Source organism: Nonomuraea sp. NPDC049158 (assembly GCF_040648335.1).
Taxonomy (GTDB): domain Bacteria; phylum Actinomycetota; class Actinomycetes; order Streptosporangiales; family Streptosporangiaceae; genus Nonomuraea.
In genome coordinates, this window is the sequence record NZ_JBEZDM010000025.1 from 15,166 (window position 1) to 29,002 (window position 13,837).

A 13,837-nucleotide genomic window follows, 5' to 3' on the forward strand; every position below is an offset into this window, starting at 1 on the left:
TCCTCGTCCGTCACGGCGAAGGAGGCCGCATGCACGAGCCACGCGATCCCGCGGAGCTGCTCAAGGCTGCGGCCGAAGACGACCACACGGCCTGGGACCAGCTGGAGTCCAGGTTCGGATCGCGCATGTGGGCTGTCGCCCGCGCGTGCGGGCTGAACGAAACCGATGCGGCGGACGCGGTTCAGGGTGCCTGGCTGCGTCTGCTCGAGAACCTCCACACCATCAGGGAACCATCAGGCGTCGGCGCGTGGCTGGCGACGACCACGCGTCGCGAGGCGCTTCTGATCATCAGGAAGGAACCACCCGGATTCCCGTCCTTCGACGTCGTACACGACCCTGATCCGGCGACTGCCGTCCTGGAGGCCGACGGCAGGCACCTACTGTGGAAGTCGGTCTCCGCCATGCACGAGCCCTGCCGCACCCTCCTCCAGCTGGTGGCGACGGATATGGGGAGCCAGCAGGTGGCGATGCGGCTCGGCATGCCCGTGGGCACCGTGGGTCCAACCAGGATCCGGTGCCTGGAAAAACTGCGCACCCTGCTCTCACTACAGGAGACGGTGCAATGATCAACGACGAGTATTTCCTGGCGGCTCTCCGGCTCGCCGCCGGGAGCGATCCGATTCCTGGGCATGTTTCCGCCGCCGCACGCGATGCCTTCGGACTCCGGGTCTCTCAGGCGGTGACCGCCCCGCCCGCCGACTGCGCCACACCCCGTGGCGTACGAGGGGGCGACGGTCCCGGCATGATCCGCTTCGTCGCGGCCGGCCTCACCTTCGATCTGGAGGTGACGGTGGGCGACGGACTCATCGACGTCGCGGGACAAGTGTTCCCGCATCCCGGCGAGGGCAGCCACGTCGATGTGAGGACCCCGCATCTGACGCTCACCAGGCGTCTTGCGCGTTCGGGCCAGTTCGCGGTCACCGGCCTGCCTCCGGGCTGGCTCAGCGTGGTCTGCCACCGGCCCGGCTTCGCACCCGTCCAGACCAGGTGGGTGCGGATCCGCCCATGACCACCCGGGAGCCAGGCACCGCGTCCCACCCCCTGGCTCCCAACCTCTCCCTACGAAGCTCAAGGCGCCATGATCGCAACGTCGGACGACCGTTCCGCCCCCGACACCAACGGGCCGCTGGTGGTGGCGGCCGAGACGGCGGTCCTGCGTTCGGTGGTCGATCCCCAGCAGGCGCTGCACGCCGGGCGCACCGTCCTGGCCGCCGCCCGGGCAGCGGACTGCGCCGAAGCCGCGGTGGTCGCCCTCAGAGCGATGGCCCTGGCCGCCCGCGAGCTCGGCGATCTCGAAGCCGCCGAAGATCACCTCAGACAGGCCATCGACACCCCCGGCGCCACACGGCAGCGTCGCTCCCAGGCACGACTGTCCCTGGTGACGGTACGCACCGAACGCGGCCACCCTCTGCAGGCGCTCAGGATCGCCGCCCTGGCCTGGGCCTACCTCTCCCCGCTCGACCGGGCCAAGCTCGACACCCAGCGCGCCGTCGCGCTCGCCCACCTGGGCCGCCACCAGGAGGCCGTCGCCTCGTGCGACCGCGCGCTGCAGGCGCTCGTGGCCGCGCCGGGCACCATCGACGACCGCCGGTTCCTGGCCGGCGGCCTGCTCAACCGCGGCCTCGTCCACGCCTACCGGAGCGACTGGGACGCCGCGACCCGCGACATCACCGCCTGCCTGGAGATCTCCCGGCACGCCAGGCTCGACTACCTGGCCCGCCTGGCCGCCGCCAACCTGCCCTTCCTCGCCGTCCGCCAGGGCGACATCACCGGAGCCTTCGCCCACTACCGGGCGGCCGAGAACACCCTGTTCGGCTTCCCCGAGCGGCTGGCCACGATGCGGGCCGACTTCGCCGGAGCCTTGCTGGCCGCGCACCTGCCCGGCGAGGCCAGGGCGCTGCTCAGCCTGGCCGTACCCGATCTGGAGTCGTCGGCCGCCCTGGTGGCGCTGTCCGAGGCGCGGCTGAAGCTGGCCCAGGTGGAGCTGCTCACCGGCGACGCGCGCCGCGCGCTGGCCGTGGCCGAGCAGGCGGCGGTCGAGCTGGCCGAGCAGGACCGCCTCTCCTGGCTGCCGCTGGCCACGGAGGTGGTGCTGCGGGCCCGCCTGACGCTGGAGGGCTCCTCCCCCGACCTGCTCGACCAGCTGATCGCGTGCGCCGACGACCTCGAGAACGGTCCCGCCCACCTGGCCGGCGCCGCCGCGCTGCGCCTGGTGGCGGCGGAGGCGGCGTTGGCGCTCGACGACCACCCGACGGCGTCGGCGCAGCTGGCCCGCCTCACCGTGCACGCGCGGCGCGGCGAGCGCTGGGTTCCCGCCGGGACCCGTCTCACGTCGCTGGCCTCGGAGTTGCAGGCCAGGCATCTCGCACAGGTGTCGCAGATCCCGGTGCTGGTGCGCCAGCACGCCCTCGCGCTGGAGGCAGCGCTGCAGGAGGACGTCACCCAGGCCTTCCGCGCGGTCCACGACGGGCTGAGCGAGATGGGCGGCAGCATGGAGTCGTTCGAGGACCCTTCGCTGCGGGCCCACGCGGCGCGGGCGGGTGAGCGGCTGGCGGCGTTCGGGCTGACGATGGCGGTGCGTGACGGGTGCGCCCGGGAGGTGTTCGACTGGGCCGAACGCTGGCGGGCGGTGGCCGCCCCCGCGCACGCCTGCGGGCTGGCCGCCCCCGACGCCGTGCGGGCCGGGCTGGGCGGCGCGGCGCTGGTCGAGTTCGTCGCCGAAGGCTCCTCGATGCTGGCCGTGCTGATCAGCGGCGAACGGCTCACGCTGCGGCGGCTGGGCGATGTGCGGCCGATTCGCGAGGCGCTCGTCCGCCTGCGCTACTCACTGCGCCGGGCCGTGCTCGGCGACAGCGCCGCCGCCCAGGCCCCGGTCGAGCCGGCCGCGGCGGAGTTCGAACGCCTGCTGCTCCGGCCGCTGCACGCCGAGCTCGGCGACCGGCCACTGGTCCTGGTGCCCGCCGGCCTGCTGCACACGGTGCCGTGGGGGGCGCTGCCGTGCCTGCGTGATCGTCCGGTGTCCGTGGCCGCGAGCGCCGCCGCCTGGCTGGCGGCCCGGCGGCGCGCCACCGTACCCGGCGAACGGCCCGTGATGATCGCCGCGGCCGGGCCGGGGCTGGCGCACGCGCGCGCGGAGGTCGCCCAGGTGCTCGCCTGCCATCCCGGGGGACGCGAGGTGCCCGCCCGTTCCGGGTCCGTGCTGGCGGCGCTGACCAGCGCCGACGTGCTGCACCTGGCGGCCCATGGGGTGTTCCACGCGCGGAGCCCGCTGCTGTCGGGCATCACGCTCGCCGACGGGCAGCTCATGGCGTACGACCTGCTCGGGCTGTCCCGGACGGCCCCGCTCGTGGTGCTGTCGGCGTGCGACTCGGGGATGGCGCACACGCCCGCGGACGGCGCACCGCTCGGCTTGGCCGGCGCGTTCCTGGCCAGGGGTACGGCCTGTGTCGTCGCGGGGATGGTGCCGGTGCGCGATGAGGAGGCGTTGGCGGTGATGTCCGCCTTCCACGAACTCCTCGCCGACGGCCGGGCTCCCGCCTCGGCCCTGGCGTCGGCCTCGGCCAAGACGGGAGCGCTCGGCTTCGTGTGCTTCGGCGCGGGAGACCGGCCGTTCACCAGGGGCCGGGCGGCGGCTCAGCGCGCCAGGGGCGGAGCTCAGCCGGTAGCGACCGGGACTCAGCCGGTGGCGACGGGGGTTCAGCCCGTGGCGATCGGCCGGGTGGGGTCGGCGACCCACTCCGACCACGAGCCCACGTAGAGCGCGGCGGGCAGGCCCGCCACCTCCATGGCCAGTAGCTCGTGCGCGGCGGTGACGCCGGAGCCGCAGTAGGCTCCAGCCGGCACCCCCTCGCCCACTCCGAGGGCGGCGAACCGCTCGCGCAGGTCGGCCACGGGACGGAACCGGCCGTCGGGGCCGATGTTCTCCGTGGTCGGCGCGCTGACGGCACCGGGCACGTGCCCCGCGACGGGGTCGATGGGCTCCACCTCTCCCCGATAACGCTCACCCGCCCGAGCGTCCAGCAGCACTCCCGAGGTCGCGAGCGCCCCGGCTTCGGCGGCGCTCAGCAGCGGCATCCCGCCCGGCCTGGCGACGAAGTCACCGGGCGCCACCTCGGACGTCTCCTTGACGACCGGCAGGCCCGCGTCGGCCCAGGCGGACAGGCCACCGTCCAGGACGCGGACGTCCGGGTGGCCGAAATAACGCAACGTCCACCAGGCCCGCGCGGCAGCCATCGAGCCCGTGTCGTCATAGACCACCACCGGCCGTTCGCCGGACACTCCCAGCCGCCGCATCGCGCTCTCGAAGTCGTCCGGCTCCGGCAGCGGATGCCGCCCGGCCGTCCCGGCCGGCGCGGCGAGGTCGGCGTCGAGGGCGCAGAAGACGGCGCCCGGCAGGTGCCCCTCGTCATACATCTCGATCCCCGGCGGGCCGCCGAGCCGCCACCGCACGTCAAGCAGGGTCACCTCGTCCAGGGCGGCGACCTCCTCGGGCGTGATCAACGGGCTCATCGGGCGCTCACCCCAGTTGCCATGAATGACCTCATCGGCTGCTTACCTCCAAGAGTGGTACATGCTGTTCGGCGGTCGTCATCGAACCGTGGTAGCCGGTGAACAGCGCCTCGATCGGATGCGCGCCCGGCGCGGTGAGGGCCAGGTCGGTGTACGGGACGGCCACGACGTCGCCGATGCGTCCGAGCCATTCGGATCGTACACGCGGGCCGAACCAGCCGGACTCGACCGCCTCCTGCCTCGACACCACCCATGCCCTGCCCGCCAGGGTCTCACGCCAGGCGTCGAGCACCTCGGAGGCGGCGCCCGGCTCGGCGTACACATGCCTGGCCCGCGCCTCCCCGCCGAGCATCGCCACGCCCCGGCTCAGCGCGGGGTCGGTCTCGGCGTCGAGCTTCTCGCTCACGTTGACCATGCCGTGGTCGGCGGTGATGTAGAGGGCGGAGCCGGGAGGCAGGTCCGCGGCCATGCGCTCGGCCATCCGGTCGACGATTTCCAGCTGGTCGAGCCACTCCTCACTGCCCCAGCCGGTCATGTGGCCCATCGCGTCGAGGTCGCCGTAGTAGACGGTGACGTGGGCCCTCGGCGCGGCCATCGCCGCGCGTACACCGGCCACACGCTCGTCGACGCTGTCGGCGGCCAGATAGCGCACGCCGCGGTAGACGGCCTCGGTCAGCCCGCTCCCCTCGAACTGGGCCGGAGCCACATAACTCGGCGTGATCCCCGCGGCGGCGGCGCGCTGGAAGACGGTCTCGGCGGGCTGCCATCGGCTCGGCTCCATGAAGGCGCCGCCGGGCAGCGTCCAGCGCAGGCAGTTGAACAGGTGCCCGGCGCCGGGCACGGCCAGCATCAGACCCAGCATGCCGTGCTCACCCGGCGACACACCGGTGCCCAGCGAGCACAGGCTGGTGACGGTGGTGGCGGGGAACCCGGCGGTGAGCGTGGTCCGGGTGGCGGCGGCGAGGAAGGGCGCCCGGTCGGCGTGCGCTTGGAGCAGCTCGTCGCCGAGACCGTCCACGATGAACAGGCAGACGCGGTCGGCGGGGGCGAGCTGGAGGGGGTTCGGCTCGGCCACGCCCAGCGCCGCGAGCAACGCCCCGGGCAGCTCGGCCAGCGACGCGGTGCCGTAGCTGGGAATCAGTGGCGCGTATCCATCCATGGCGCTCCATTCCGTTCGTCTCGTCCGAAAACTCGATCACGCAATCACCGCAAACCCCGCTTGATCGCCGCAACCCCAAAAGCCAAGCGGGCGCCACCCGCCGCACGGCCGCGCGCAGCAAACCCCAGAAACCGATCTTGTTGTACGGCACTGCCGAGTGGGCGCCACCCGCCGCACGTGGCTAGGGGCCTCCAGGAAAACGGCCGCTGAGCCCGCACATGGCTGGGCGACGTTACGTGCGTATTCTTGGCCGTCTTCTTCGCTTGATCGGCTGGGCGCCGTACATACGGTGCGGGGCTGTTCGTGGGGAATCCCCGGCTGGAGGCGCGCGCCCAAGGGCGGCCGCATAGGCACTGCGGACACCGCAGATGCTGTAGACGCCGCAGAAGCCACGGACGCCGTAGATACCGTGGATGCCGTGGTCACCGTAAGGCAGTTGGGGCAGCCGTCATCGCAGACGCGCGGCCACCGTGCTGCGGACGGCGCCGCCGGGACGCTGGTGCCTGGGCGTGGCTCATCGACCTCGCTGGAGAGCGCCGTGCGCTGTCGCCGAGGTTCCCTCCTGGGCGCGGTCTCATGGACCGGGGTGCGCGTTGTCTGCATGCGTCGTGCCCTGGTGGCGCCGAGAGGGTGGGCGCCTGGGAGTGGTTTTGTCAGGTCGTGGCGCGGGCGGTGGCTTCGGAGAGGGACTTGGAGAAGGCGAGGACGTGGTTGACCGCGTCGGGGCCGTCGGCCGCCTCGCTCACCCGGAGCGAGAGGTCGTCCGCGGTGATGGCGCCCGTGTAGCCGTGGTCGGCCTCGCAGTTCTCGTCGCCGCAGGTGGCCGGCTCGAGGTCGACGTGGGAGATGGCGCCCCAGCCGATCGTGAGCGTGACCTCCGTGGGAGGGACGCCGGGCACGTAGGAGGCGGGGTCGGGGACGACACGGGTGACCGCGACCGACTGGACGCGGCTCAGGCGGACGGCCTCCGTCGTCGTGGAGGCGTGTGAGGTCGAGACGCCTTCCACCGCCGGGTGCTCGTCGGTGTGGCAGACCAGCAGCCTCGTCGTCGACAGCACCAGGACGGTGACGTGCCTGCGCACCTCCATCGCGGGATCGAAGGTGGCCTCATGGTGGACCACGAATGCGGTCACAGCCTCTTTGCCCAGCGCGGATTCGACCGCATCGGTGACGAGGTCGGGGTAGTAGCCGCTGCGCTCGATCGCTTCACGCAGGCCCGCGGCTGAGACTCGGGTTTCCCTCATGGGTCCATCCTGCCAGGACCGCGCAGTGCACTCACCCACCAGACATAACGCTCTATAACGTCTTTTATCCGTTATCTACGTGTACGGACATGTGCAATTACCGGACGTGCCATTGCGCCTCATCACTGCCGCCGTGCCGACCACTCGAGTGGCAAATGGTGAAATTTCATAGAAATGAGGTTTGGCGACCCTCCGAGAACCACCGTCCAGACGGACGCCTGGGACTCCCCAAGTTCGCGACGAGTGAAACGATCACAAGCTCTCAGAGGCGGCTAGTTACGGTCAAGACCCAAATTTTTCTGATCCGAGCCGCCAGCGCTGCACCCTATTGACGAGGCGTGCCCCAAAAGTTACGGTCAGGGCCGAAACCGAGCAGTATCGAACACGCTCGCTGGAGGTACGGGACATGACGCGATCCCCTCTGGTAACCCTGGCCGGGTTCATCCCACGCTTTCCGCCGCCACCTGAAGCCGACGACCTGGCCGGCCCCAGGCTCGATGAGCGCCATCACGCCGTGCAGGCGGCGTTATGAGGCGCCTGCTGACGGGGACGCTGTCGGCGGCACTGCTGGCGGCGCTCATCACCGTCCCACTCGCCCCGGCGCAGGCCGCCGACCTGCGGATCACCAACGGCGGTTTCGACGACGGGCTGACCGGGTGGAGTGGCTCGCACAGCCCGGGCGGTGTCACCGCCGTGACCTGGGACGGCCGCAGCACGGCGCGCATCGCCGACGCCGAGCCGGGCAACGCCTACGGCAGGGAGAGCCTGCCGGGCCTGCCCGCCACCGCGGGTACCCGCTACACCGCCTATGCCCAGGTATGGGCCGACAGCGGCAGCGCCGAGCTGTACCTGCGCTTCAGGGGAACCTCGGGCCAGCTCCTCGGCAGCGCGAACGCCTCGGTCACGGGCAAGCGGTGGAACGACGTCGCGGCCTCCGGCGTCGCCCCCGCCGGCACGGCCACGGTCTCGGCGCTCATCTACTCGGGCGTCGCCAATGTGGGCACCGCCTACTGGGACGAGGTGCTGATCACCAAGGACACGACCGATCTCGGCGTGCAGATCGAGAGCAGCGTGCCCAACGCCACCACGTTCGCGGGCGGCGACGCGTACGCGATCTACACCGGCACCGCGGACGCCAACCCGCAGCTCGCGGAGATCGACCTGGCCACCGAAAGGGTGACCAAGAAGATCACGATCCCGGACAGCGCCGCCACGCCCACGGTCGGCGGCTGGGCGGCGACCACGGCCACCGACGGCAGCGTCTACCTCGGCACCTACCCCAACTCCAAGCTGTACCGGCACGTCCCCGGCCAGGCGACGGTGACCGACCTCGGCCGGGCTGAGGGCGGTTACTCCTTCATCTGGGACCTGGAGCCGGGAGCGGGCGGGAAGGTGTACGGCGGCACGTACAACGACGGCCGCTACTTCAAGTACGACAACGGCGCCTTCACCACGATCGGCAGCGTGCCCATCGTGGCCGACGCGCAGTACGTGCGCAGCCTCGCCCACGACCCGGTCGCCAACGCCACCTATCTGGGCACGGGGACGAACGCCGCGCTGGTCAGGTTCGACAACCTCACAGGGCGGATCGACAGCCTCCTGCCCGCCGCGTACGCGCACAACTCCATGGTCGGCGGCCTCACCTGGACAGGGGGCAGGCTGTTCGCCTGGATCGACCGTACGCTGCTCGTCCTGCAGATCGTCAAGAACGCCGACGGCTCCTACCGGGCCGTCACCGACGCCACGATCACCGATGTGGACCTGCACCACTCACCGGCCGCCGACGGCAAGGTCTGGCTGGTCAAGGACGGCCTGCTGCAGTCCTACGACCTGGCCGCCAAGACCGTGCGGGCGACGACCGTACAGCCAGGCCTGGACGTCACCGGCTACACCTGGGCGGACGGCACGCTCATCGGTCTCGGCGCGGCCGGCGACGGCACCAGGATCTTCAAGTACACGCCCGCGACCGGTCAGTGGAGCAGCCGGGTCGTCGTCGGCACCCCCGTCCTGCCCGCGGCGATCAACGCGCTCGGCGCCGGTCCCGACGGGAAGATCTACACCGGCGGCTACCTGACGGGTGGCACCGGCGTCTACGACCCGCTGCGCGGCGACGAGGACGAGGGCAACCCGGACACGACCCCCCGTACCGGGCTCAGCCAGACCGACAGCCTGCTGGCCCACGACGGACGGCTCTACATCGGCGCTTACCCCTCGGCCAAGCTCTACAGCTACGACCCGGACGGCCCGTGGCCGCCCACGCTCAGGTACACCGGCGGCTCGGTGGGCGACAAGGCCGACGACTGCGAGCCGGGTAACGGGCCGCCGCCGCAGGACCGCCCGTACGCGCTGGCCGGCGGCCCCGACGGCACGGTGTACATGGGCACGGTGCCCAAGTACGGCAAACGCAGCGGCGCGCTCAGCATCTGGAAGGACGGCACGGCGGGCCGGACCGTGTGCGTGGTGCGGGACCAGGCCGTCGTCTCGCTGGCCTACGCGGGCGGCAAGGTGTTCGGCGGCACCTCCACCCGCGGAGCGCTGGGCGTCGACCCCGTCTACACCCCCGGAGCCTCGGCCACCCTGTTCTCCTACGATCCCGCGACCGGCGCCGTGCGCACCCACCCGCTGCCGCTGACCGAGCCCAAAGCCGTCACGGCCCTCACTGAGGTGGACGGCGGGCTCTGGGGGCTGGCCGGTGGGTCGCTGTTCACGCTCGACCCCGCCAATCCGGGCGCGATCACCGTGAAAAGGCTGTTCGCCGACCCCGACTACACCGCCAAACCCAGCCTGGCCTGGCGCGACGGGGTTCTGCTGACGGTGGACAAGGATCCCGGCCACGTGTACGGCACCTCCGGCGACCAGATCTTCCGGATCGACAAGTCGACCAAGGCCATGACCGTGCTGCTGACCGACCCGGGGATGGAAGGGCTGACGGCCGACAGGTTCGGCGACCTCTACTACAAGATCAACGAACGGCTGCACAGGCTCGCGGTGACCGCGCCGTAACCGATCTCCTCCCGCACCACGTCCCAGAGAAGGACTTGAGCCCGTGAAAAGACTGCTTTCGGCGTTACTCTCGCTGCTGGCAGGCGTGGCACTCGCGGTGGTCGCCGTGCCCGCCCTCCCAGCCCAGGCCGGAATCTGGCACGAGTATCCGTCCGCGGCCAACAGAACCTGCAATGACACCCAGACGTACAACGGGACCGCCTACCAGGTGTGCCTGGAGTTCAACGACCACCGTACGCAGGTACGCGCGGTGGCCTTCATCAACCCGGGCGCGTACACCAACTTCCAGGTCAATCTGACGCTGAAGTTCGGCGGGGGCGGCCCGACCATCGCCGATTCGTGCCCGACGATGACCACGAATGCCAGCCGGGCCTGCTACACCGCGTTCACCGATCTCAGACGGCCCTACGCCGTCGCCGACGCCACCTTCGGCATCGCCGGAACCTGGCGGCCGACCGTCCGGGCCCTGGACATGAGGCTCTCGCTCAAGCAGCAGGAGAAGTCGAACTGGTGCGGGCCCGCCGCCGTGCAGATGACGCTCGCCACGATGGGCTACTCGGCTCCGCCGCAGTCCGAACTGGCCGACAAGCTGGGCACCGACGAGGCGATCTACGGCATCACCTGGCCGGGACGGATCCCCGACGTCATCAACCAGTACATTTCATCCTCTGACTGGCAGTACTCGTTCGAAGGGCTGGACGTCAGCATCGACCAGACCCGCAAGGTCGTCTTCGACCGGATCATCACCTCCCTGTCCCGTGGCAATCCCGTGATGATCATCGTGAAACCCGGCCAGTTGCCGTGGAACAACCAGGCCTCTCTCTTGCGGCACTATCTCGTCATTCACGGATACGGCGGCTTTTACACCGACGGGTCCTTCTATCCCACGACGTTCAAGGTCGCCGACCCCGCGGACGCGAGCGAACACTCCATCGACGCGCTGAACCTCGTCCTGGACAACGCGGGCACGGCGTGGAACTGGATCGACAACGTCGCGATCGTGCACGGCTGACCGAGCCCTAGGCCGCCCTCGGGGCTCTCCGAGGGCGGCCGACCCTCTAACTGATCAGGACAGCCTGCGGGGGCCGCCGTCCGGGCGGGGGCCGGGTGGGGTACGGATCGTGGCGCGGGCGCCCAGGATGATGACGCCCTCCCGGCCCACCAGCACCTGGTCGAGGTCGAGACGGGCCACCTCGGGCAGGTCGTTGGCCAGGCGGCCCACCCTGACCAGGAGGTCCTCCAGGGCGTCGACCGCCACGGGCGGGTAGCCGTACTCGCCGAACAGCAGTGGAGCCCCGCGGACCGAACGGACCAGCCCGGCGGCGTCCTCGCCCGTGAGCGGCGCGAGCCGGAAGCCCTGGTCGAGGAGGAGCCGCGCCGTCACCTCGCCCAGCCCGAACGAGACGACGGGGCCGAACGCCGGGTTCTCGGTGACGCTCACCACGGTCGGTACGGCGGGCTGCGGCGCCATCCGCTGGACCGCCAGCTCCACGTCCTCGCCGAACTGGGCGACGAACTCTGCGTGGGCATGCCGCACGCTGTCCGGCCCCGCGAGCCCGAGGCGTACGGTCCCGGCCCGGCGGGCGGCCTCGGCCCCGGCCACCTTGAGCACCACCGGCCAGCCCAGCCGCTCGGCGGCCACCACCGCCTCGTCCGGGGACCGCACCACCTCGGCCGGCCAGACACTCAGCCCGTAGCAGGCGAGCAGCTCGGCCACATCGGCCTCGACCGGCGGTCCCGGCTCGGCGAAGAAACTTCGCGCGGAAGCGGACGACGCGGACACGGAAGACGCGGATACGGAAGACGCGGATACGGAAGCGGAAGCCGCGTCGATGGTGGCAGCGGCGGGCTGGTGGAGGGCGTGGTGGATCAGGGTGCGGGCGCGCTGGGGGTCGATGTCCGGGAGTTCGGGAGGCGGTAGAGCCGGCCGGGCGCGCCACCTCGCGTAGCGGACCACGTGCTCCAGCGCCCTGACCGCCTCCTCCGGCGCCGCGTACGAGGGAATGGACCCCCGCGAGGGCACCGAGCCCACCAGCAGGTCGGGGTGCATGCCGAGATGCCCCTGGAAGGTGGCGAGCACCGGCTTGGCCGAGTCCTGGGACACCCGCAGCAGCTCGGCCGCGACCGCCGAGTCCTCGCCGGGGATCGGCGGCATGTAGATCACCACCACCGCGTCCACCGACGGCGAGTCGAGCCGGTCCGCGAGGGCCGTACCGAAGGCGGAGGCCCCGGCGCCCGCCCCCAGGTTGACCGGCGGCAGGGGCTCCAGGCCCGCCGCGACGCAGGCGTCGGCGGCGAGCAGGCCCAGGGCGTCGGAGTTGGTGACCAGCCCGACCCGGGGGCCGGCGGGCAGCGGCTGATAGGCCAGGAGCTGGCCCACGTCGAACAGCTGGATGAGGTCGTCCACCCGGATCAACCCCGCCTGCGAGAACAGCGAACTGATCGCCGAATCGGGCAGCCCGAGCGCCTCGGCGGAGTGACCGGCGGGGGTGCCGCCGCTCTTGACGACCACGATCGGCTTGCTGCGGGCCAGGCGCCTGGCCAGGCGGGTGAACTTGCGGGGATTGCCCAGTGACTCCAGGTAGAGCAGGATCACCTCGGTCGAGGCGTCCTCCTCCCAGTATTGGAGCAGGTCGTTGCCCGACACGTCGGCCCGGTTGCCCGCCGAGACGAACGACGAGATGCCCATCCCCCGCTGCGCCACCCGCTGGAGCAGCGCGGTGCCGAGCGCGCCCGACTGGCTGAAGAAGCCGACCCGCCCCCGGCCCGGCACGGTCGCCGCCAGTGTGGCGTTGAGCTTGACGGCCGGGTCGGTGTTGGCGATGCCGAGACAGTTGGGCCCGACCACGCGCAGGCCGTACGCGCGCGCGATGCGGGCCAGCTCATCCTGCCGCTCACGGCCCTCGGCGCCCGTCTCACCGAACCCGGAGGAGACCACGACCAGCCCGTGTACGCCCTTCTCCGCGCATTCCTTGACCACCTCGATGACGCCGGAGGCGGGCACGGCCACCACGGCCAGGTCCACCTGGTCGTCGATGGCACCCACGCTCGGATAGGCGCGTACGCCCGCCATGGCGCGTACCTCCCGGTGAACCGGGTAGACGGGGCCGCTGAAGTCGGCGGCGAGCAGGTTGCGCAGCACGGTGTGACCGACTCCGCCCGGCTCGCGCGAGGCGCCGATGACGGCCACCGAGCCGGGCGCGAGCAGGCGGGCGATGGACCTGGCCTCGGCGCGGTGCTCGCGGGCGGTCGTCACCTCGGTCGAGGTCTCCGTGGGGGTGAGGTCGAGCGTCATGCGGACGACACCGTCGGCGAAGGAGCTCTCCGCCGTGTATCCGGCCTGGCGCAGGACGCCCATCATCTTCATGTTGGCCGGGAGCACGTCGGCGACGAAGCGCTGGATGCCGCGCTCGCGGGCCGTGGCGGCCAGGTGCTCCAGCAGCACCGAGGCCACTCCCCTGCCCTGGTGGGCGTCCTCGACGAGGAAGGCCACCTCGGCCTCACCGGGCCCGGTCTTGTCGTAGCGGATCACGGCCACCATCTCGGTGCCGATGGTGGCGATCAGCGCGACCCGGTCGACATAGTCGACGGTGGTGAACCAGGCGACCTCCTTGTCGGAGAGCCGCGGCCTGGGACCGAAGAAGCGGAAATAGATGGATTCGTCGGAGAGACGGGAGTAGAAGGCGCGCAGTCTGTCGGCGTCGGCGGGCTTGATGGGACGCACATGGGCGGTGCCGCCGTCCGCCAGGACGACGTCGGCCTCCCAGTGAGCCGGGTACGGAGCCTCCACAGTCCCGAGCGTAGTCCCGCGTCCCGAATGCCACGCCCGGCAGGGCCTATTGGGCAACGCTTGTGCATCGACTGCCCCCCTGTGTCCGGGGTCCGCCCCACGGGTAGGCCGGAAGCTGTTAGTTTTGCCGTG

Annotated in this window: 10 protein-coding genes; 6 read left to right on the forward strand and 4 right to left on the reverse strand. The window is 71.4% G+C overall.

The features are described from left to right. The first annotated feature begins 29 nt into the window (after window positions 1-29). The 3 genes from AB0B61_RS39140 (at window position 30) to AB0B61_RS39150 (ending at window position 3,757) form a co-directional block, all read left to right on the forward strand. Window positions 30-566, forward strand: coding sequence for a sigma-70 family RNA polymerase sigma factor (locus AB0B61_RS39140; RefSeq protein WP_358443288.1), 537 nt, complete (start codon window positions 30-32; stop codon window positions 564-566). Further along, complete coding sequence (locus AB0B61_RS39145) at window positions 563-1,009, forward strand: hypothetical protein (RefSeq protein ID WP_357648562.1); 447 nt, start codon at window positions 563-565, stop codon at window positions 1,007-1,009. Before AB0B61_RS39140 ends, AB0B61_RS39145 begins: the two co-directional genes overlap by 4 nt. A 69-nt stretch (window positions 1,010-1,078) precedes the next feature. Then, on the forward strand, window positions 1,079-3,757 hold the full coding sequence (locus AB0B61_RS39150; protein WP_358443291.1) for a CHAT domain-containing protein: 2,679 nt from the start codon (window positions 1,079-1,081) through the stop codon (window positions 3,755-3,757). Here the strand turns inward: AB0B61_RS39150 and AB0B61_RS39155 are convergent. The 3 genes from AB0B61_RS39155 to AB0B61_RS39165 form a co-directional block, all read right to left on the reverse strand. Next, a complete protein-coding gene (locus tag AB0B61_RS39155) occupies window positions 3,697-4,509 on the reverse strand; it encodes a sulfurtransferase (protein WP_358443294.1) in 813 nt (270 codons plus the stop codon). The two genes, AB0B61_RS39150 and AB0B61_RS39155, sit on opposite strands and share 61 nt — an antisense overlap. A gap of 31 nt (window positions 4,510-4,540) precedes the next feature. After that, window positions 4,541-5,668 (reverse strand): alkaline phosphatase family protein, encoded by a 1,128-nt coding sequence (locus AB0B61_RS39160; RefSeq protein ID WP_358443297.1) that lies wholly within the window; start codon window positions 5,666-5,668, stop codon window positions 4,541-4,543. A gap of 653 nt (window positions 5,669-6,321) precedes the next feature. Then, window positions 6,322-6,912, reverse strand: coding sequence for a DUF5998 family protein (locus AB0B61_RS39165; protein WP_225288990.1), 591 nt, complete (start codon window positions 6,910-6,912; stop codon window positions 6,322-6,324). A 406-nt stretch (window positions 6,913-7,318) separates the two neighbouring features. On the opposite strand from AB0B61_RS39165, the gene AB0B61_RS39170 reads away from it, so the two are divergent. From AB0B61_RS39170 to AB0B61_RS39180, 3 genes are read left to right on the forward strand one after another with little or no spacing between them, the layout of a single operon-like run. After that, on the forward strand, window positions 7,319-7,444 hold the full coding sequence (locus AB0B61_RS39170; protein WP_358443300.1) for a hypothetical protein: 126 nt from the start codon (window positions 7,319-7,321) through the stop codon (window positions 7,442-7,444). After that, window positions 7,441-9,915, forward strand: coding sequence for a hypothetical protein (locus tag AB0B61_RS39175; protein WP_358443302.1), 2,475 nt, complete (start codon window positions 7,441-7,443; stop codon window positions 9,913-9,915). Before AB0B61_RS39170 ends, AB0B61_RS39175 begins: the two co-directional genes overlap by 4 nt. Before the next feature lie 43 nt (window positions 9,916-9,958). Further along, on the forward strand, window positions 9,959-10,927 hold the full coding sequence (locus AB0B61_RS39180) for a C39 family peptidase (protein ID WP_358443305.1): 969 nt from the start codon (window positions 9,959-9,961) through the stop codon (window positions 10,925-10,927). Window positions 10,928-10,981: 54 nt separating this feature from the next. Here AB0B61_RS39180 and AB0B61_RS39185 read toward each other — a convergent pair whose 3' ends face one another. Continuing rightward, on the reverse strand, window positions 10,982-13,705 hold the full coding sequence (locus AB0B61_RS39185) for a GNAT family N-acetyltransferase (protein ID WP_358443308.1): 2,724 nt from the start codon (window positions 13,703-13,705) through the stop codon (window positions 10,982-10,984). Window positions 13,706-13,837 lie beyond the last annotated feature (132 nt).

What these genes read in the sequence shown, in the direction of transcription:
- AB0B61_RS39175 (WP_358443302.1), top strand. Translation starts at nt 7,441, where the DNA reads ATGAGGCGCCTGCTGACGGGGACGCTGTCGGCGGCACTGCTGGCGGCG.
- AB0B61_RS39150 (WP_358443291.1), top strand. Translation starts at nt 1,079, where the DNA reads ATGATCGCAACGTCGGACGACCGTTCCGCCCCCGACACCAACGGGCCG.
- AB0B61_RS39160 (WP_358443297.1), bottom strand. Translation starts at nt 5,668, where the DNA reads ATGGATGGATACGCGCCACTGATTCCCAGCTACGGCACCGCGTCGCTG.
- AB0B61_RS39145 (WP_357648562.1), top strand. Translation starts at nt 563, where the DNA reads ATGATCAACGACGAGTATTTCCTGGCGGCTCTCCGGCTCGCCGCCGGG.
- AB0B61_RS39170 (WP_358443300.1), top strand. Translation starts at nt 7,319, where the DNA reads ATGACGCGATCCCCTCTGGTAACCCTGGCCGGGTTCATCCCACGCTTT.
- AB0B61_RS39140 (WP_358443288.1), top strand. Translation starts at nt 30, where the DNA reads ATGCACGAGCCACGCGATCCCGCGGAGCTGCTCAAGGCTGCGGCCGAA.
- AB0B61_RS39165 (WP_225288990.1), bottom strand. Translation starts at nt 6,912, where the DNA reads ATGAGGGAAACCCGAGTCTCAGCCGCGGGCCTGCGTGAAGCGATCGAG.
- AB0B61_RS39155 (WP_358443294.1), bottom strand. Translation starts at nt 4,509, where the DNA reads ATGAGCCCGTTGATCACGCCCGAGGAGGTCGCCGCCCTGGACGAGGTG.